This window comes from Bacteroides sp. AM44-19 (genome assembly GCF_003603395.1).
In the GTDB taxonomy this organism is placed as follows: domain Bacteria; phylum Bacteroidota; class Bacteroidia; order Bacteroidales; family Bacteroidaceae; genus Bacteroides; species Bacteroides uniformis.
Window position 1 is genome coordinate 22,164 of the sequence record NZ_QTNB01000022.1, and the last position, 20,470, is coordinate 42,633.

Here is a 20,470-nt window from a genome sequence, read left to right on the forward strand (position 1 = left end):
GAAAGGAGAAAGCAGTATATGGAAGAAAATATAAGTCAGAAGGAAAAGGAAAAAGCCGAAGAGGAAATGATCGAACAGGCATTCCAAGAACTGTTGAACGACTATTTGGCCACCAAGCACCGCAAGCGCGTCGAAATAATAACCAAAGCATTCAACTTTGCCAACCAGGCGCATAAGGGCATCAAGCGTCGTTCCGGCGAGCCCTACATCATGCACCCCATTGCTGTGGCAAAGATTGTCTGTAATGAGATAGGACTGGGGTCTACTTCCATATGCTCGGCATTGCTGCATGATGTGGTGGAGGACACCGACTACACCGTAGAGGATATTGAAAACATCTTCGGTCCCAAAATCGCCCAGATTGTAGACGGGCTGACAAAGATTTCCGGCGGTATCTTCGGCGACCGTGCCTCGGCGCAGGCAGAGAACTTCAAGAAGCTGCTGCTCACCATGTCCGACGATATCCGGGTTATCCTCATCAAGATAGCCGACCGTCTGCATAACATGCGTACACTCGGCTCCATGCTGCCCAACAAGCAGTTCAAGATTGCAGGCGAAACACTCTATATTTATGCCCCGCTCGCCAACCGCCTCGGCTTGTACAAAATCAAGACAGAACTGGAAAACCTGAGCTTCAAGTACGAACATCCGGAAGAGTACCACGAGATAGAAGAGAAACTGGAAGCCACCGCCGTGGAGCGCGACAAGGTATTCAATGAGTTCACCGCTCCGATACGGGCGCAACTGGACAAAATGGGACTGAAATACCGTATCCTTGCCCGTGTAAAGTCCATCTACTCCATCTGGAACAAAATGCAGACCAAGCATGTCCCCTTCGAGGAAATCTATGATTTGCTTGCTGTCCGCATCATCTTCGAGCCCCGCAATATAGAGGAAGAGCTAAACGACTGCTTCGACATTTACGTCTCCATATCCAAGATATACAAGCCCCACCCTGACCGCCTGCGCGACTGGGTGAGCCATCCCAAAGCCAACGGCTACCAAGCCCTGCACGTCACCCTTATGGGTAACAACGGGCAATGGATTGAAGTACAAATCCGCAGTGAACGCATGAATGACGTTGCCGAACAAGGCTTTGCCGCCCACTGGAAATACAAAGAAGGCGGAGGCAGCGAAGATGAAGGCGAACTGGAGAAATGGTTGCGTACCATCAAGGAAATTCTGGACGACCCACAACCGGACGCCATCGATTTTCTCGATACCATCAAACTGAACTTGTTCGCATCGGAAATTTTCGTCTTCACCCCGAAAGGCGACCTCAAGACCATGCCGCAGAACTCTACGGCACTGGACTTTGCCTTCTCCTTGCATACCGACATCGGCAGCCACTGCATCGGCGCCAAGGTAAACCACAAACTGGTTCCCCTAAGCCACAAACTGCAAAGCGGTGACCAGGTAGAGATATTGACCTCCAAATCGCAACGCGTACAGCCGGAGTGGGAAGTGTATGCCACCACTGCCCGCGCCCGCGCCAAGATTGCCGCCATCCTGCGCAAAGAGGCGAAAGCCTATCAGAAAGAAGGTGAAACCATACTGAACGAATTCTTCAAAAACGAGGATATACGTATGGATGATGCTGCTCTGGACAAGCTGACCAGGCTGCACGGCTTCCACACCCGCGACGAGCTGCTCGTTGCCATCGGCAACAAACGGGTTGTGCTGGGCGATGCCGACAAGAACGTGTTCAAGGAAAAGCAGAACAGCAACTGGAAGAAGTTCCTGACCTTCTCCTTCGGTAACAAGGACAACAAGGATGCCAAAGAACAACCGGAAGAGAAAACACCGCAAGAGAAAATCAACACTAAGCAGATTCTGAAGCTGACGGAAGAGACCATCTCAAAGAACTATATTATGGCCGACTGTTGCCATCCCATTCCGGGTGACGACGTACTGGGATACATCGACGAGCAAAACCGTGTTGTCATCCACAAGCGCCAATGCCCCGTTGCCACCCGCCTTAAGAGTAGCTACGGAAACCGTATCATCGCCACCGAGTGGGACACTCACAAGGATTTGTCGTTCCTCGTCACCATATATATAAAAGGTATAGACAGCATGGGATTGCTGAACGAAGTAACTCAAGTCATCTCCCGCCAGCTCAACGTGAATATCCGTAAACTGACCATCGAAACCAACGATGGTATCTTCGAAGGAAAGATACAACTCTATGTACACGATGTGGACGACGTGCGCACTATCTGCAATAACCTGAAGCAGATACAGAATATAAAACAAGTGACGAGAGTAGAGGAATAAACGGAGTGGTATTTATTCTACTTCAGTCCTTGAATATTTTCCTTCAAGCTCTCCACATCCTCGTAAGTAAACTCATCCAATGCCAGTTTCATGCCTACCAGTTCTTCGCGGATAGCTCTCAGGCGATCTACGATTTCAAAGTTACGTATCGTAGCTTCTTTATTGTCTTTCATCCGTTGGCGGGCGCCGGGCAAGGTCATTCCGCGCTCCTTCACCAGATGATAGATAAGTTTCACTGTCTCAATGTCCTCCTTACGGTACTGGCGTATTCCCCGCCCCCCCTTCTTCGGATTGAGTTGCGGAAACTCCTTTTCCCAGAAACGGAGCAGTGATTCGTTGACATCGAACATGGCAGCCACCTCGCTGATGGAGTAATATAACTTTAAATTCTTATCTGTATTCAGCATGATGTAATCCTTTCTCTATAAATCATCCGTCAATCAAGCACCTTACCATGGTTCGCCGCAATCTGTATCATGCGGTCATAATCCTCGGCACTGAGATCCATGAAGTAGTAGTTGACGGGATTCACAACTTTTCCCTTAACGTGTACTTCGTAGTGCAAGTGCGGACCAGTACTCTTGCCCGTACTGCCTACCCCGCCAATGACCTCACCACGTACCACTTTCTTGCCCAACTTCGTCCGGAAATCGCGCAAGTGTGCATACACCGTCTGATAACCGAAGCCGTGGTCTATCACAATTCTGTTGCCATAGCCCGATTGCCAGCCCATCTGCACCACGGTGCCATCTCCCGTGGCATAGACATCCGTGCCCTGGGGAGCCGAAAAGTCCATACCCTCATGGAACTTGCTGGTACCATAAATGGGGTCGATACGCGTACCGTAACCCGAAGCGGTCTTACGGAGGTCTTTATTGGAAACCGGCTGTATGGCAGGAATGCAGCGCAGCATTTCATCATGATTCTTGCACATCTCCACCACATCGTCAAAGGAGCGGGACTGGATATAGAGTTGCTTGCTAATCATATCCATTTTCTGCGTGGTATTGATAACCAAGTCGGAGTTAGCCATATCCATCAGATGCTCATAGCGGTTGGTACCGCCGTATCCAGCCTGACGGATGGCAGAAGGAATAGGGTCGGCCATGAAAATCACCCGGTACAGATTGTCATCACGCTGCTGTATGTCTTGCAGCACTCCCATAGCCTCGTCCAGCCGGCGGGAGAGGACGTTGTACTGCGCCTGCAGTTTGCTGTTCTCCTTTCGCAACTCCTTCTCCGACGGAGAGCCGAAGATAAGCAGCAATACGATGAAACTGCCCGCACCCAGCCCCATACCGATGAACAAACGGCGGAGAATGCTCAGCGCCCGCTGCCTCACGGTAGGATAAATACGGTCGTACGTCTGCGTCTGGGGATTATAAATGTAGTAAACTTTGCGCATCTTAGGAAATATTTCGCTTGTCAATGCGACAAAAGTAATAAAAACAAGCTATCTTTGCACAGTTTTTTCAAGAATATTAAGACTAAGTAGCAAGTAGTTAGTAGTAAGAAACGGGCAAAAAACGACAAGAGAAGGTAAATCAAATTAGAATCAGATAAATCAATAGAGAGTATGTTGACTGCAAACGAAATCAGAGACTCTTTCAAGAGTTTCTTCGAAAGTAAAGGTCACCAGATAGTGCCTTCGGCCCCGATGGTGATTAAGGATGACCCCACGTTGATGTTCACCAATGCGGGAATGAACCAGTTTAAAGATATCATTTTGGGCAACCACCCGGCGAAATACAAAAGAGTTGCTGACTCGCAGAAATGCCTTCGCGTAAGCGGAAAGCACAACGACCTGGAGGAAGTGGGTCACGATACCTACCACCACACCATGTTCGAGATGCTGGGCAACTGGTCATTCGGCGACTACTTCAAGAAGGAAGCCATCTCCTGGGCATGGGAGTATCTGGTGGATGTACTGAAACTCAACCCCAAAGACCTCTACGCCACCGTATTCGAGGGCAGCGCCGAAGAAGGACTGGAACGCGACAACGAAGCCGCTTCCTATTGGGAGCAGTTCTTGCCGAAAGACCACATTCTGAATGGCAACAAACACGATAACTTCTGGGAAATGGGTGATACGGGACCGTGCGGCCCGTGTTCGGAAATCCATGTGGACTCCCGTTCGGAAGAAGAGAAAGCCAAAGTACCCGGCAGCCAGCTAGTGAACAGAGACCACCCGCAGGTGATTGAAATCTGGAACCTCGTGTTCATGCAGTTCAACCGCAAGGCGGACGGCAGTCTGGAAGGACTTCCCGCCAAGGTTATCGACACCGGCATGGGCTTCGAGCGACTGGTGCGCACACTGCAAGGAAAGACCTCCAACTACGACACCGACGTATTCCAACCGATACTGAAAGCCATCGGAGACATGGCAGGCAAGAAGTATGGCGAAGATGAGAAGTCGGACATCGCCATGCGTGTAATTGCCGACCACATCCGTACCATCGCCTTCTCCATCACCGACGGACAGCTGCCGAGCAATGCCAAGGCAGGTTACGTCATCCGCCGCATCCTGCGCCGTGCCGTGCGCTACGGTTACACGTTCCTCGGACAGAAGCAGGCATTCATGTACAAGCTGCTCCCCGTGCTCATCGAGAATATGGGCGGCGCTTACCCCGAGCTGAATGCGCAGAAGGACTTGATTGCCAAAGTTATCAAAGAAGAAGAAGACTCCTTCCTCCGCACCCTGGAGACGGGTATCCGCCTGCTGGAAAAGACCATGGCAGATGCCAAAGCCACCGGCAAGAACGAAATCAGCGGAAAGGATGCCTTTACCTTATATGACACCTTCGGTTTCCCACTCGACCTGACGGAACTGATTCTCCGCGAAAACGGCATGACTGCCGACATCAAGGAGTTCGATGCCGAAATGCAACAGCAGAAACAGCGCGCCCGTAATGCCGCCGCCGTGGAGACCGGTGACTGGATTACACTGAAAGAAGGTACTACCGAATTCGTGGGATATGACTATACGGAATACGAGACATCCGTGCTGCGCTACCGCCAAGTGAAGCAGAAGAACCAGACCTTGTATCAGATTGTACTGGACAAGACTCCGTTCTACGCCGAAAGCGGCGGTCAGGTAGGCGACACCGGTGTATTGGTGAACGAGTTCGAAACCATCGAAGTGGTGGATACCAAGAAGGAGAACAATCTGCCCATCCACATCACCAAGAAGTTGCCCCAGCATCTGGAAGCTCCGATGATGGCGTGCGTGGATACCGACAAGCGCGCCGCTTGCGCCGCCAACCACTCTGCCACCCACTTGCTGGATGCCGCGCTGCGCGAAGTATTGGGCGAGCACGTAGAGCAGAAGGGTTCTTTGGTTACGCCCGACTCCCTGCGTTTCGACTTCTCACACTTCCAGAAGGTGACGGACGAGGAAATCCGCCAGGTGGAACACATCGTTAATGCAAAGATTCGCGCCAACATACCTTTGAAGGAATACCGCAACATTCCTATCGAAGAAGCCAAGGAACTGGGCGCCATCGCTCTGTTCGGCGAGAAGTACGGCGACCATGTACGCGTTATCCAGTTCGGTTCTTCCGTAGAGTTCTGTGGAGGTACGCACGTGGCCGCTACCGGAAACATCGGTATGGTGAAGATTATCTCCGAAAGTTCCGTGGCTGCCGGTGTGCGCCGTATCGAAGCCTACACGGGTGCACGCGTGGAGGAACTGATGAACACCATCGAAGACACGCTGCGCGACTTGAAGGCACTCTTCAACAACGCACCCGACCTTGCCGGAACCATCCGTAAGTATATTGACGAAAACACCGGACTGAAGAAGCAGGTAGAGGACTTCATGAAAGAGAAAGAAGCACAGCTGAAGGAAAGACTGCTGAAGAACGTGCAGGAAGTCAATGGCGTCAAAGTCATCAAGTTCTGTGCTCCCCTGCCGGCAGAAACAGTGAAGAACATCGCCTTCCAGCTGCGTGGCCAGATTACGGAAAACCTGTTCTTCGTGGCAGGAACTGAAGCCGAAGGCAAGCCTATGCTGACCGTCATGCTGAGCGACAACCTCGTGGCAGGCGGACTGAAAGCCGGAAACCTGGTGAAAGAGGCCGCCAAGCTTATCCAAGGCGGTGGCGGTGGCCAGCCCCACTTTGCAACTGCCGGCGGCAAGAATGCTGACGGACTGAACGCTGCCATTGACAAAGTTTTGGAGTTGGCTGGACTGTAATCGAAAATAATCGGCGAAACACTTGACATCGCCTCTGCGATGTTGTATATTTGTAATGTCATTTTTTAGATATTTCAAATTTAAACTACCGGAAAAGGAGAAGCATTGCTTCTCCTTTTCTTTTTACCCTCCACGGCATTCCATTTGAAATGCCACATGCCGGCTCCCCAAACTCCACACCTTACCATCCTAAATGCCACACCTTAGCAAGTGAAATGGCTGGCATTTACCCTCCAAAGCCCTGGGGTTTCCGTGAAAAGCCCTAAGGTTTGGGACAGTGAAGTGGAGGGAACGGATGATTAGTCCAGAACAAACAGACAATGCATTCGAAGCAAACGAATGATGCATACAGAACAAACAGATGATGCGCAACAGAAACAAAAACGGGAAGCCTAAGCCTCCCGTCCGTTAATCTTTCGTAAATCTGCTCTTGACAAGATTTACACTAAAACGCCATCACTCCATCCGAACCGTAAACTTCTCGCGGTAAATAACCAGTACCCCCTCGGGCAACAAACCGGAAGAGCAGAAAGGCGTCACATTTTCTGCAAGTACACATTTAACCACACTGCTACCTTCATTCCCCGTGACAGTCCGTGTAAAGAGCCTCTGCTCTCCATTACAGGTAAACTGCCACAATGCGTATGTATCTCCGTCCTCATCTTCCACCGGAACCGTGTCATAACGTCCCACAAGAGGCTTGTCCTCTTTCCCCGTCCGGTAGATTTCCAATACACCTTTCTCCAAAAAATTGGAGCATTCCTTATCCGGCACCAATACATAATATCCGGTATTCTCCAACCAGGGACGATTGGAAAGCTCCTCAGACACCTCGCCCAGCAGTTCCGTAGGCGCACCGTCGCTGATTCCATACTCAAAGCCCATCTTTGTCATTGTATATTGCCGGCGGCTTCTCACCGTAATGCGCAGCTGGGTGCTCTCACCGGAACCATCCATCACCTTCACAATCGTCTCCCCCTCTGCCAACGGATGAATCTTGATACGCTGATAACCGTTGACATCATCGGTAAAAGTCACGGAAGCCACCGACTCATGTTCATTGATTACACGATAGGAACCGTCGCCGCCGTCGATACCCAGCACCGTTCCCCTTCTGTTTCCGAAAGATAGAATGAAAGGAAAGACACCAGATTGTCACATGTCCCAATCTGATAAATAGGCTCCACGCCTTCGAAAAGTACCATGCTCCGGTAATCGTCCTCGCAACCGGAAGTGGCGAACAGCAGCGCTATCAAGGCAAAGAGAGAGTATAGCTTCTTCATAATATTGTTCAGTTATCGTTGTTCTACCTACAAAAATACACAAAATACCGGAATACTGCATCGTTATCCCTCTCTTTTTCAAACTATTTGTTCTTTCGGATAGTTCACCAGGTAGAGCGTTCCCGTGGCACGGGTAAAGGCCGTGTAGAGCCAACGGAAGTAATCGGGCGTCAAATACTCGTCCGTCATATAGCCCTGGTCGAGGAATACATTCTTCCACTGTCCGCCCTGAGCCTTGTGGCAAGTCACGGCGTAGGCATACTTCACCTGCAGGGCATTGTAGTAAGGGTCCGCTTTCATCTTCTTCATCCGCTCGCGCTTCACGGTGATGTCGGCATAATCTTCGAGGACGGAGTAGAAAAGCCGGTCGTTCTCTGCCTTGGGCAGCGCAGGCGAGTCGGTATGCAGCGTATCGAGCAGCATGTTCACTTCCAGTTCAAAGTCGTTATAGTCGGGAAAGACCAGCGTCACGTCTGCAAAGCGGAAGCCATACAGCTCTCGCGTACGGCGCACGCGGCGCACCACGGCAGTCTCACCGTTGGCAATGAAATCCATCTCCTTCTCCTTTTCCGTCCAGAAGTAGTTATTTTTCGCCACCATCAACAAATCACCGGTGTTTAATTCATCCTCACGCCAGAGAATCTGCGCACGGATGCCTTTGTTGTAGATGTTCGCCCTCTTGTTGGAGCGGCACACCACGATAGTTTCATCCAGCCCGTCATGGTCGTAGCAAGAGCTCAGCGTTTCTATCAGCTCATTTCCGGGCAGAACTTTAATGTCGGCAAACCCCGAAACCTTTATCTTTGGCAGGCTGTAGCAATCGTCTTCCGCTATCAACTGCCTCAGGCGGGTGGCATTCCACAAAATGCCCGACTGTTGCTCCTGACGCACCACCTGCGTCAAGTCCACCTCCACCACTTCCAGCCCGTAGCCTTTCAAGGCATCGGCAAAGAGGGCAGGGCTCTGCTCCTCCCCCACTGGCGGCAGCTGTGCCGTATCGCCCATCAGCAGCAGGCGGCATCCCTGGCCGGAATAGACAAACTGCACCAGGTCGTCCAGCAATCTGCCCGTGCCGAACATGGAACCGGACAGTCCCTCATTGGAAATCATTGAGGCCTCATCCACTATATATAAAGTGTGAGTTGTCAAATTATCGTTCACAGAAAAATTGCTCAGCTCATTGGAGAAAGATTGCTGTCTATAAATTTTTTTATGAATTGTAAACGCCGGATGCCCCGCATACGCCGAGAAAACTTTTGCCGCCCGTCCGGTCGGTGCCAGCAATACCGACTTTTGTTGCAACTTATCCAACGTCCGCACCAAGGCACCGACCAACGATGTTTTACCCGTCCCCGCATAACCACGAAGCATAAAAACCACCTCGCTACGGGGTGACAGAAGGAACTCCGATAAAGATTTTACAGCAATTTCTTGCTCAGGAGTTGGTTGGTAAGGAAAATTTTCCTTAATTTGCCTTTCTAAATAGTTATTTATCATTTTTGTAACAGAAAAAAGTAAAGGGAACTATCGTTTTTAAATTAATTTCTTTTATTTTTGCGGTGCGAATATAACAACTAAAAAACATATTTATCATGAAAACAGTATTTAATGTCATTTTAGGCTTATGTGCTTTGGTGCTAATTTATATTTGTTACACCAGCATTATGGGTCCTATCAACTTTGAAAAAGCAAAGAAGCACAGAGACGCAGCCGTCATTGCACGTCTGATTGACATCCGTAAAGCACAATTGGAATATCGTACTTTACATGACCAGCAATATACTGCAAGCTTCGACTCTCTGATTGACTTTGTTAAAAACCAGAAACTTCCGTTCATCTTCAAGCAAGGAGAACTGAACGATAAGCAGCTGGAAGACGGTCTGACTGAAAAGAAAGCCATCAACATCATCAATAAGGCAAAGAAGACAGGTAACTATGCTGACGTCAAGAAATGGGGATTGGAAAACTTCAAGCGTGACACTATGTGGGTAGCCGTATTGGATACTATCTTCCCGAAAGGCTTCAACCCCGATTCTATGAGATATGTTCCCTTCGGAAACGGTGCACAGTTCGAAATGGCCATCAAGAACGATACAGCTAAATCCGGTGCTCCTTTCTGTCTGCTCGAAGTGAAGACTCCGTACGAAGTTTATTTGAACGGTCTGGATGCACAAGAAATTGCCAACATCAAGGACGTACAAACCAAACTTGGCAAGTACTGCGGTCTGATGATTGGTAGCTTGGAAACAGCTAACAACAACGCCGGTAACTGGGAATAATCTCACCCCGACAAACGTATGATAGAAACGACTGATTTTAATAAATCGGAACAGTATACATTATCCATCCGTCTCAGTACGGATGGATTTTCTTTTTCTGTGTTCAACCCTCTGGGCGACGGTGAGTTCTCTTACTACGACCGTGCAGTGGACGAGTCCCTCTCCCTCACTGCCAATCTGAAACAGACCTTCCGCGAACTGGCATGGCTGGAACGCCCCTTCCGCCGTGTCAATGTGCTCATGGCAGACAAACGCTTCACGTTCATTCCCCTGGAGTTCTTCGAGGACGAACAAACGGAAATCATTTTCTATCACAACCATCCTAAACGGGAAAACGAAACCGTACAATACAACATACTGCATAAGAACAGCACTGTCGTACTGTTCGGCATGGATAAGAGTGTCTGCTCCTTCCTTCGCGAACAGTATCCCGATGTCAAGTTCTATTCCCAAGCCAGCCCCTTCATTGAGTTCTTCTCCTCAAAGAGCCGCTTGGGCAACAACCGGAAGATGTATGCACACTTGCGAAAAGATGCCGTAGACGTATACGGCTACGAGCGCGGACGCCTCCTTCTTGCCAATTCCTTTGAATGCAGAAGCACACCCGACCGTGTCTACTACCTATTATATATATGGAAACAACTCGGCTTCGAGCAGGAACGCGATGAGCTGCACCTGACCGGTGACCTAAACGACAAAGAACTGCTACTGCCCGAACTGCGAAAATTCATCCGGCAGGTATTCATCATGAATCCCGCCACTAATCTTGACCTGCAAGCCATAACCCTATGCGAGTAATCAGCGGAATATACAAAAGAAGACGTTTCGACGTGCCCCACTCCTTCAAGGCACGCCCCACCACAGACTTTGCCAAAGAGAATCTGTTCAATGTGCTCTCCAACTACATGGACTTTGAGGACGGCATCCGTGCCCTCGACCTATTTGCCGGTACGGGCAGCATCAGCATCGAGCTTGTGTCCAGAGGCTGCGACCAAGTAATCAGCGTGGAAAAAGACCGCGACCACTATGCCTTCATCTGCAAAATTATGCAGGAATTAAAGACGGACAAGTGCCTACCCATACGCGGTGACGTATTCAAATACCTCAAAAGCGGACGCGAGCAGTTCGACTTTATCTTTGCTGACCCTCCCTACGAGCTTGCCGGGCTGGAAACCTTGCCCGATCTCATCTTCGAGAACAACTTGCTGAAAGAAGACGGACTCTTCGTCTTGGAACACGGGAAGAAAAACAGTTTCGAGGAACATCCGCACTTTGTGGAGAGAAGGGTATACGGGAGCGTGAACTTCACGATATTTAAATGATGAATGAAGAATGGTACGATATGAATACACTTCAAGAAATTCTTCATTCATCATTCTTCATTATAACAGCGGCGCCATCAGCCGCACCACACTCTCTGCAGCCTTACGATACCAGGGGCGCTTCACCCAGTTCTTCAGGAATACTTGTACGCAGTCGCGCTGGTCTTGAAGGAAGATTTCGCGCATCTGAAGCGCTGTTTCTGTGTCATAGATGAAGGCATTCACCTCAAAGTTATGTTCAAAACTGCGGAAATCCACATTCGTAGAGCCTACCGTGGACAACTCATCATCCGAAACCATCAGTTTGGAGTGCAAGAAGCCTTTCTTATAGAAATAGACCTTGACTCCCGAATAGAGCACATCTGCCAGATAAGAGCAGGAACCCAGATGCGTCAAGCGGTTATCAGCACGCATGGGCAACATCAGACGCACATCGACACCTGACAAGGCGGCTGTCTGCATAGCAACAAGTACGGCTTCGGTGGGCAGGAAGTAGGGAGTCTGGATATAGAAATATTTCTTTGCGCTGGAAATGGATATGACAAGTCCCTGCATAATGTCTTTCCATGGGCCTACGGGCTCACTCGTTACAATCTGCGCCAAGGAAGTACCGCAGTTTTCTATTTTCGGGAAATAGCGGGTAGACGTAATCAGTGTACGGTCCACAAAGTACCAATCGAGTAGGAAGGCGGTCTGCAATCCGTGAACAGCCTTGCCCTCCAGCAGCAGATGTGTGTCCCGCCAGATGCCCCATGAGAATCCGCGCATATAGCGTTCGGCAAGATTCATACCCCCCACAAAGCCGATGCGCCCGTCAATGACAACTATTTTCCGATGATTACGATAGTTCACCTTACTGGTGAAAAGCGGAAAACGTACCTTCAGAAAGCTGCGTACCTCGATACCGGCCTCGCGCATCTCTTCAAAAAAACGGTTGGGAACATGCCAGCAACCCACATCATCATAAATCACACGTACCTCTACCCCGGCACGCGCCTTTTCCATCAGGACATCACGCACCAAGCGCCCAATGGCATCGTCCTCAAAGATATAGAATTCCATGTGGATATGCTTCGTTGCTTTCCCCAGTTCGCGCAGCAGGGATTGCAGCATGGAGAGCCCCAGGGTATAGGCTTCCACCCGGTTTCCATCGAAGGGGAAAGCCTGGTTGGTATTACGGAACAAGGATATGAGACGACTGTAATTGATGGGAAGCGCACATGAGTCCTGCGCCAGATATTCCGCCATAGGTTTCTTCAACAAGCGGCTGTAACTCTTCTTCCCTATCATGCGCACACGGCGCTGACTACGCCCGAAGAAGAAGTAAAACACCAGCCCCACGATGGGAAGGAACATCAGTATCAGTATCCATGCCATGGTTTTCACCGGATTGCGGTTGTCGAGGATAATGACGACAATCGTTCCGATGATGGCACCGAAATAAACAATGTCGAAGGCTATCGTAGCAATCTGGCTGGCAATGAAGTTCCAATCAAGCATGTTCACAGACAATTAAGTGTGAAACAAATGTAGGAAAAACACAGAAACTTTCACCGAAGATTACAGAGATTAACATAAAAGTCCCTCTTCCCCCAACTTGTCTGAAAACTTATACTTGCTATCGCTTTGACGCGGATGACGCAGATGACGCAGATTTTTAATATTCTTATTTGCGTCATCCGCGTCTGAAAAATAATCAAAAAGAAACCTGCCACAGAATTGAGAGTGTATCAGAATGACAAGCTGATTAGGGGGGTGATCCCCTCCGCTTTAGAACGGCCTGCGTCCTCCGAAACCGCCAGGACCATGACCCGGACCGAAGCCCGGACCGCCGAAGCCGCGTCTGCCCTGCATCTTATCGCGGGCGGCCTTGCTGCCGAAAATATTCAGACGATAGATGAAGTGAAGCATGCAATAGCTGTTCACGCCGTTATATTCGTACACCGAGCGGCCGCTTGCAGTCAGCGAACGGCTGATGTTACTCTGCTTCTTCAGAATGTCGTACATCTCGAAGCTGACGGTGGCATTCCCTTTCAGGAAAGTCTGCGACAACTGTGCATTCCAGATAAGCTCGTTACGGTTCATACTGCTGTCCGTATATCCTCGACGGCTCTGGTTGGCAATGTTGGTAGAGAGCGTCATGTTCCACAGTATGGAAATCTGCGTATTGGCACCGTAGGAGAAGGTATAGGGCTCCTGATTATTGTCAGGCGTCAGTTTATCCTTCTCTATTGAATAGGAGATGCTTCCGTTCAAGCCGAATTCAAACCAGTCATTACGATAGGCGGCATTCAGACGTTCGCCCAGCGTCAGGTTGGTGGTTGTATTCTTCCGTTCCACGGCATCTGCTCCCTTACCGGACGTCAGATAAGCCACATTGTTCTGATAGTTGGCATTGGAGAAGGAGTTGATGGTATACTTCTTATTGGGCAGTGCCGTATTGAAGCCAAACATGCCGAACGCATTCCAATTACCGTTGATATTTTTCGGAGTTGTAGTCCATCCACCAGTCTCCGAATTGTACACACGGCTATTGCTGATGCTATTCTGCGTTGCCGAGAAGTTGACGTGCGACATAATACCGCGCTGCTTTTCGGCATTATACGTATTATAGAAGAATCGCATGTTGTGCGTGAAGGAAGGCTTCAAGCCCGGATTACCGATACGCACATTCTGCGGATTGGAGTTGTCCACAATCGGCAACAGATTCTCCATACTCGGTTGGCTGCTACGCCCGCGGTATGTCATACGCAGCTGGCTCACCTTGGAGAAACGGATGCGCAAGTCCAGGTTCGGAGCGAAGTTGAACACATTGCGGGTGGTATCAATCATATAGTCGCCGCGCTTATAGGACAATACAGAATGCTGCGGCTGGAACGACATACCTGCGCTCAACTGATACTTCTCGCGGATAAAGCGCAAAGACACGGATGCATCGTGGTTGTAGTAGCGGTATTCCGCATATTTGCCCAGACTGTCCACCGCATGCTCTTCATACCCCACAGGAAGCTGGGTTGACAATCCCCAATCCGGAAAGCCCTGCAAATCGTACGTTGTCTTGTCGCTCTCGCTATACTTGTACTGGAACTGATAGCTGAATTGCAGGAAAGTGGCACGGGCTATCGGTTCGCTGTAAGTCAGCTGTGCACTGTAATTGTAGTTCTTGGTCGGGGTAGCGATGTATTGGTTACGAATCAGTACGGAATCTCCCGTCTGCAGGTAGTTCAGCAGCTTGAAGTAGTGTGTTTCCGACTCCGTATACTGGTTGTTGTCATTATTGGTATAACCGAACCTGCCACGGAACGTGACATTGCGCCCTTTGTCATTCAGCTTTCTGTTCAACTGCAAGGTTGCATCCGTAGACACACTCTTGTTGTCACTCAGCGAACCGCTGTTGATGGCGTTTATACGGATACTTCTCAACGGGTCATCATCAGGATTGAGAATCTTCTCCAGATTGAGCCAGTTATTGGGGTCGGTCACCAGACTGTAAGGGTCGGAATCGAACGTACCGCTCTCCGAACCAGAAAGATTGTCCGTTTTACCGTATGAAAAGTTAGGACGGAAGATGATGTTCGTCATCGAGTCCGGCTTCCACTCCAGGCGGAAATCGGCATTGAAATTCTTGGCTTTGTTACGTTGCCTGCTGTTCGAGTTGGAGTAGGAATTGCCGTTGGGCAGGAAGTCCTCGGTAGAACCGATGCTTGCGATATCTCCATCCTGATAGTTGTAGCGTGCACTACCGCCCAGTTCCAGCTTGTTCGTCTGGGTGGCGAAGTTCACACCCAACATCTTCGTCGCTGTAAGTCCGTTGTTTCTGCGCCAGCGCGGACCGCCGCCACCGCCGGAGAAGCCCTGGTCGTTCACGTTATTGGCAGAGCCGACAAGCGAGACTTGTGTCTTGTCCACGAAGCGGTTCAGCATGAAGCGGCCCATGTAGCGGTCTTCCGTACCTCCGGCCACGTCGGCATTACCAAACCAACCTTGGTTCATGCCCTTCTTTACAGTCAGGTCGAGCACGGTTTCCTCCTCACCGTCGTCAATACCGGTGATGCGGGCAAGGTCGGACTTCTTATCATAGGTTTTTAGTTTATCAACCATGTCCACCGGCAGGTTCTTTAAACCGGTCTTTACGTCTCCGCCAAAGAACTCCTTGCCGTCAACCATAATCTTTTTCAAGTCCTTGCCGTTTATTTTCACATTACCTTCATCGTCAATCTCAGCACCCGGTAGTTTCTTCACCAGCTCTTCGAGCATGGCTCCATCGGGGGTGCGATAGGCAGAGGAGTTATAGACCAGCGTGTCTTCCACCACCTGCACCTGCGGCGCTTCGGCCGTGACCACAGCCTCGGCCAGCATCACGGCGTCTGTCTCCAGCGTCAGGGTGCCCACGTTCTTGGTAGCCGTCGTGGCATAGAGATGCATGGGCAGATATTGGTTCTTGAATCCGATGTAGGAAACTTTCAGCACGTACTTGCCCGCGCTGACTTTGGGAAGGGTGAAATAGCCTTGTGCCGTGGTGGCCGTGCCCGCCGCCTGCGCGCTGTCGGGCAAGGTGAGCAACTGCACGGTGGCTTGTATCGCAGGCTCCTTGGTGTCCTCCACGACACGGCCCGATACCGTAATGTTTTTGGTCTGTGAGAATGCAGACAGCGTTGTTGTCAACAGCAACGCCATCCCCGTGATAATCTTCTTCATGTGTCTATTCTTTTAAATGAACAATGCCTTTTTATTCACTGTTTCATTTGACAGACTTCCGGGCAAAAGGTTTAATGCCCCACATGACGATTTGCTCCGTTTATCGACTATTCCGCTTAAATAATCTATCAACGGTCGCTTTCTTTATACCAAATTCCAAGCAAAGCACATTCAATATAAGAAATATGAGAAAAGAAGAAGAATCGACCGAAAGGAGGTCACCCTGCGCCACCCGGTAGAGCATACCGCCGAAGATAAAAAGAACGGTCAGAAAGATGGCATTGCGCGTGGACTTGTTGCGCACCTGCTCTATCTCCTTATTCTCGTTCTTCGTCAAGGCAAAGATTATCATCAGTGCCCCCATCATCATCAGGAGTTTGGAGCATTCCTTGTAAAACAGCAGGTTGGCATCTGTCACTTTTCCCCACAATAGGAATATGAAAGGGAGGAACAACGCCAAAGCTATGATGAAATAACCCAGCGGACGGCAATAAACGGGAAGTAATGCTCTCATTTCTATCAATCAATTACAAATTACTAATTACAAATAGCGGGAGGCAGATGACGGAAACACCTTGCCACCCATAGAATTTCACGGGACAAAGATAACGTTTTATTGCCAAAAGAGCTATCTTTGTGCCACAATATAATGAAGAAGGCCCCCTTTCCTTCATAATCCGTAACATCAGTAATTGGTAATTCGTAATTTGTAATTAACAAGATGAGTAAACAAGAAGTAATCCTTTGCGAAGGACTGGCAAACAGCCTGACGCATGCCATAGAGAAGTGTCCCCATGACAAGCTTTTCATCCTTACCGACGAGCATACCCACCGCCTCTGCCGCCCGCATCTGGACGGTATCCCCGCCCTGGAAGAAGCGGAAGAGATTATTATCGGGGCAGAAGATGTGCACAAGAATATGGAAACGCTGGCTGCCGTATGGCAAGCCCTGAGTGAGAAAGGGGCCAGCCGCCACTCCCTGCTCATCAATCTGGGCGGTGGCATGGTGACCGACCTTGGCGGTTTTGCCGCTTCCACCTTCAAGCGGGGCATCGCCTACATCAACGTTCCCACTACGCTGCTCGCCATGGTCGACGCTTCCGTGGGAGGCAAGACGGGCATCAACTTCAACGGTCTGAAGAATGAAATCGGCGTCTTTGCTCCTGCCGCCTGCGTGCTGCTGGAAACCGAGTTCCTGCGCAGCCTCGATGCCCATAACTTCTTCTCCGGCTATGCGGAGATGCTGAAGCACGGCCTCATCAGTACCCCGGAACATCTGGCGGAACTGCTGGCCTTCGATACGGAGAAGATAGATTATGCCTTGCTGAAGTCCATGGTAGGACGTTCCGTGCAGGTAAAGGAACGCATCGTAGAAGAGGACCCACTGGAACATGGCATCCGCAAAGCCTTGAACCTGGGGCACACCGTGGGACACGCCTTCGAAAGCCTCGCCCTTGCCGAAAGGCGTCCGGTGCTGCACGGCTATGCAGTGGCATGGGGGCTGGTCTGCGAACTCTACCTTTCTTATATAAAGACCGGATTCCCGAAGGACAAGATGCGCCAGACCATCCAATTCGTCAAAGAGAATTATGGCAGCTTCACCTTCAACTGCAAACAGTACGACCAGCTGTACGAACTGATGAAGCATGACAAGAAGAATACCGCCGGAGTCATCAACTTCACCCTATTGAAAGAAGTGGGTAACATCTGTCTCAACCAGACGGCAGACAAGGAGACTATCTTCGAAATGTTCGACTTTTATAGGGAGTGCATGGGGGTATAACGCTCCCGCTCCCTCTTCGGCAGGCTCTCCACAACCAGCCGATAGGAGCGTGCCACCAGTTCTCGGATAATGCTGTCCGGTACATCCTGATTAAAATACACACTGTTCCAATACTTCTTGTTCATGTGCCACCCCGGCTTCACCCCCTCGTACCTTGCCCGCAGCTCCGTTGATTCCTCCGGGCGGCACTTGATGCAGCAGAAGTCGAACACTTCGATATTGACAAAGCAGAACCACTTGTCGCCCACATAAAAGCAAAGCACATCGCGGCTGTATCTGTCGGCCACATTAGGAAAAGGCATCTTCTCGCTCACTCCCGGCAAGGAGAGACAGTATTCTCTGAATTCTTCCACATTCATCGCTCACTCCTCCCCCGAAAAGTCCTCCGTATCATTTTCCATCCCAACCGGGTCTTCATCCGGAATTCCCGTCTTTCCCTCGGCCCGCTCCTTTCGCAGCGTTTCCGGTCGCAACATATCGTGAGGGAAATATCGGCTAAGCGGATAACGGTAGAAATCCATCCCGCTGTTCAGCCTCGCCACCAGCGACTTATCCGGACGAAAATAGACACGGGATAAGCGTACCTTGCCCGGCATCACATCGTCGGGATGCTCAAACCCGTCACTCGTCACCGCCACATGGAAGGAACCCAGCCCCTTAATGGTCACCGACTCTCCCTCCATCAGCGCTTCCTCTATAAACTTCGGCAAATCTATCAATACACTCTGCACGTCTCCCGAACTCATCCCTTTTCTGGATGCCATACGCTGCGCCAGCAACTCTGCCGTCACACCTCCACGCCGCTGTAACACACGCTGCACAGCATAATAGAGTTGCTTCACCCCTTCCGCCGTGCGGAAAACCTTCTTTCGAACCAAATAGACTATACTCATACTCTTTTCACAATGAACATAATGTTTCTTACTGCAACCAGACTGTCTGCAACCCGCCCGAAGTTTACTTCCCCTAAACAGAAAGCCAGTTTCCATACGGCCGGACAGCTATTCCCCAACATGCACGAGATGCACATCTCATGCAGTTCGAGACATACATCTCAACACACGCGAGATGTGCATCTCATACAGCAAAGGTAATCATATTCCACCTGATATACAAATATCTTTCATGTATCGGGGAATAATATTCCGCACCAGCTTACTCCGGCTCTTATCATTAATTAACAATGCTGCATGCAGGGTTTTCGCAAATATGCTATTTCTATAAAAGCAAGACCTATTCCAAATGTTTAATTTAAAAGAGTACACTATGAAAATGAAGTCAATCTTTAACAAGAAAATTTTAATCGCTATTGCAACCATCAGCTCCTTAAGCCTCCAATCGTGCCTGGACGACGATGATAATTATGCCATGAGATTCCCCAATGCCCTGGTAACGGTAAAGACCGATGCAGACCAGACAGTCTTTCTGCAATTGGATGACAAGACCACTCTGCTGCCTACCAACATGACGAAATCTCCCTACGGCGAGAAGGAAGTCCGCGCTTTGGTAAACTACAAGGAAGTGGACGAGCCCAGCGATATCTACACCCAAGCTGTACATATAAACTGGATAGACGGTATCCTTACCAAACCCATCGCCCCGGATTTGGGTGAAGAGAACGATACCGTATACGGCACCGACCCGGTGGAAATAGTGAACGATTGGGTAACCATCGCAGAAGACGGTTATCTGACCCTTCGCTTTAGAACTCAGCAAGGAGACTATCAAACAAAGCACTTTGTCAATCTGCTGCTGAGCGAGAATCCGGAAAACCCGTATGAAGTAGAATTCCGCCACAATGCCAAGGGCGACATTTACGGCAGGTATGCGGACGGACTGGTTGCTTTCAAGTTGGATGCCCTGCCTGATACAGAAGGCAAGACCGTTAAATTGAAACTGAAGTGGAAATCATTTAGCGGCGAAAAATCTGCGGAATTCGATTATTGTACCCGGAAATCCGTAACGCCCGAAAGTCCGGCTATCACTTCCGTAAGAAACAGCCTAAACCTGCAATAACTTCATTCAAAGTATGCCTGCCCGCTCAAAGCCATTGCCTTGCGAAGCAGGCATACAAGTAAAAAGAGAGCAGGGCACGTTGGCCGAAAGCCTTGAAACTGCAAATTATAAGTTCATTCAATAAAAAAAGCACTATAAATATTTGCTATTTTAAAATAAAGCCGTACATTTGCACCCGCAATTCGGGATGTAGCTCAGCCCGGTAGAGTACGCGTCTGGGGGGCGTGTGGTCGCAAGTTCGAATCTTGTCATCCCGACTGAGTAAAGTGCTGGTAATCCAATGATTATCGGCACTTTTTCTTTTTATACATTTCCTGATTTTAGCAGTAGAAATGGGACAAAATCAAGGTTAGTGTAAACCATAGTGTAAACCGCTGCACAACCTTTAAAGCAATGAGTATCAAGGTTTCAGTGATTTGTTTTAAGAGTAAAGTGTTATCAAACGGAGAGCACCCTCTCATGTTACGTATTACAGAGAGCAAAAAAAGAGTAATGAAAAGTTTGGGAATATCCGTAATGTAGCTAACACTTGAAAAGGGACCCGGGTAGCATTTGAAACGTGTACCACCCATGGGTATGTTTAACCGAACAAAATTGGTATATTCATAAAAACCAAT

At 49.6% G+C, this 20,470-nt stretch carries 17 protein-coding genes, 1 tRNA gene and 1 pseudogene; 9 read left to right on the top strand and 10 right to left on the bottom strand.

Annotated features, from left to right (window positions below):
- Positions 1-18: 18 nt before the first annotated feature.
- Positions 19-2,277 carry a RelA/SpoT family protein gene (locus DW947_RS19355; RefSeq protein ID WP_005824059.1) on the top strand — a complete coding sequence of 753 codons (2,259 nt, stop codon included), beginning with the start codon at positions 19-21 and terminating at the stop codon, positions 2,275-2,277.
- 17 nt (positions 2,278-2,294) lie between these two features.
- Here the strand turns inward: DW947_RS19355 and DW947_RS19360 are convergent, their stop codons facing one another.
- On the bottom strand, positions 2,295-2,684 hold the full coding sequence (locus DW947_RS19360; RefSeq protein WP_005824060.1) for a MerR family transcriptional regulator: 390 nt from the start codon (positions 2,682-2,684) through the stop codon (positions 2,295-2,297).
- A gap of 29 nt (positions 2,685-2,713) precedes the next feature.
- Positions 2,714-3,682, bottom strand: coding sequence for a M23 family metallopeptidase (locus DW947_RS19365; RefSeq protein ID WP_005824061.1), 969 nt, complete (start codon positions 3,680-3,682; stop codon positions 2,714-2,716).
- A gap of 171 nt (positions 3,683-3,853) precedes the next feature.
- Here DW947_RS19365 and alaS point away from each other — a divergent pair, with 171 nt between their 5' ends.
- Positions 3,854-6,472, top strand: coding sequence for an alanine--tRNA ligase (alaS, locus tag DW947_RS19370; protein WP_117963708.1), 2,619 nt, complete (start codon positions 3,854-3,856; stop codon positions 6,470-6,472).
- 456 nt (positions 6,473-6,928) lie between these two features.
- Here the strand turns inward: alaS and DW947_RS19375 are convergent, their stop codons facing one another.
- The 3 genes from DW947_RS19375 to DW947_RS19380 all read right to left on the bottom strand — a co-directional run bounded on the left by DW947_RS19375 (position 6,929) and on the right by DW947_RS19380 (position 9,252).
- Positions 6,929-7,576, bottom strand: a complete 648-nt coding sequence (locus DW947_RS19375) for a hypothetical protein (RefSeq protein WP_243635106.1) — start codon at positions 7,574-7,576, stop codon at positions 6,929-6,931.
- Positions 7,537-7,755, bottom strand: a complete 219-nt coding sequence (locus DW947_RS21945; protein WP_243635107.1) for a hypothetical protein — start codon at positions 7,753-7,755, stop codon at positions 7,537-7,539. Before DW947_RS21945 ends, DW947_RS19375 begins: the two co-directional genes overlap by 40 nt.
- 78 nt (positions 7,756-7,833) lie before the next feature.
- Entirely contained in the window at positions 7,834-9,252 is a 1,419-nt protein-coding gene (locus DW947_RS19380) for an ATP-dependent RecD-like DNA helicase (RefSeq protein ID WP_117963707.1), read from the bottom strand.
- 95 nt (positions 9,253-9,347) lie between these two features.
- On the opposite strand from DW947_RS19380, the gene DW947_RS19385 reads away from it, so the two are divergent.
- From DW947_RS19385 to rsmD, 3 genes are read left to right on the top strand one after another with little or no spacing between them, the layout of a single operon-like run.
- The gene (locus DW947_RS19385) at positions 9,348-10,034 is read left to right on the top strand and encodes a hypothetical protein (RefSeq protein WP_005824067.1); all 687 of its coding nucleotides are present in this window, start codon (positions 9,348-9,350) and stop codon (positions 10,032-10,034) included.
- An 18-nt stretch (positions 10,035-10,052) separates the two neighbouring features.
- Positions 10,053-10,832, top strand: coding sequence for a DUF3822 family protein (locus DW947_RS19390; RefSeq protein ID WP_117963706.1), 780 nt, complete (start codon positions 10,053-10,055; stop codon positions 10,830-10,832).
- Positions 10,823-11,356 (top strand): 16S rRNA (guanine(966)-N(2))-methyltransferase RsmD, encoded by a 534-nt coding sequence (gene rsmD / locus DW947_RS19395; protein ID WP_005824070.1) that lies wholly within the window; start codon positions 10,823-10,825, stop codon positions 11,354-11,356. The genes DW947_RS19390 and rsmD overlap by 10 nt, the downstream gene beginning before the upstream one ends.
- A 60-nt stretch (positions 11,357-11,416) precedes the next feature.
- Here rsmD and cls read toward each other — a convergent pair whose 3' ends face one another.
- The 3 genes from cls to DW947_RS19410 form a co-directional block, all read right to left on the bottom strand.
- Positions 11,417-12,856 (bottom strand): cardiolipin synthase, encoded by a 1,440-nt coding sequence (cls, locus tag DW947_RS19400; protein ID WP_005824073.1) that lies wholly within the window; start codon positions 12,854-12,856, stop codon positions 11,417-11,419.
- A gap of 270 nt (positions 12,857-13,126) precedes the next feature.
- On the bottom strand, positions 13,127-16,054 hold the full coding sequence (locus DW947_RS19405) for an outer membrane beta-barrel protein (protein ID WP_117963705.1): 2,928 nt from the start codon (positions 16,052-16,054) through the stop codon (positions 13,127-13,129).
- Between the two features lie 100 nt (positions 16,055-16,154).
- A complete protein-coding gene (locus DW947_RS19410) occupies positions 16,155-16,568 on the bottom strand; it encodes a hypothetical protein (RefSeq protein ID WP_005824079.1) in 414 nt (137 codons plus the stop codon).
- A gap of 207 nt (positions 16,569-16,775) precedes the next feature.
- Here DW947_RS19410 and aroB point away from each other — a divergent pair, with 207 nt between their 5' ends.
- On the top strand, positions 16,776-17,837 hold the full coding sequence (gene aroB / locus DW947_RS19415; protein ID WP_117963704.1) for a 3-dehydroquinate synthase: 1,062 nt from the start codon (positions 16,776-16,778) through the stop codon (positions 17,835-17,837).
- Here aroB and DW947_RS19420 read toward each other — a convergent pair.
- Positions 17,813-18,196 carry an MmcQ/YjbR family DNA-binding protein gene (locus DW947_RS19420; RefSeq protein WP_005824086.1) on the bottom strand — a complete coding sequence of 128 codons (384 nt, stop codon included), beginning with the start codon at positions 18,194-18,196 and terminating at the stop codon, positions 17,813-17,815. The two genes, aroB and DW947_RS19420, sit on opposite strands and share 25 nt — an antisense overlap.
- 3 nt (positions 18,197-18,199) lie before the next feature.
- Positions 18,200-18,730, bottom strand: coding sequence for an HU family DNA-binding protein (locus tag DW947_RS19425; protein ID WP_008665685.1), 531 nt, complete (start codon positions 18,728-18,730; stop codon positions 18,200-18,202).
- 373 nt (positions 18,731-19,103) lie between these two features.
- On the opposite strand from DW947_RS19425, the gene DW947_RS19430 reads away from it, so the two are divergent.
- The 3 genes and pseudogenes from DW947_RS19430 to DW947_RS19440 all read left to right on the top strand — a co-directional run.
- Positions 19,104-19,853, top strand: coding sequence for a NigD-like protein (locus DW947_RS19430; RefSeq protein ID WP_165859479.1), 750 nt, complete (start codon positions 19,104-19,106; stop codon positions 19,851-19,853).
- A gap of 183 nt (positions 19,854-20,036) precedes the next feature.
- Positions 20,037-20,110, top strand: a tRNA-Pro gene (locus DW947_RS19435).
- Between the two features lie 136 nt (positions 20,111-20,246).
- Positions 20,247-20,369 (top strand): annotated as a pseudogene (locus DW947_RS19440) (Arm DNA-binding domain-containing protein); the annotation flags it as partial.
- Between the last annotated feature and the right edge of the window lie 101 nt (positions 20,370-20,470).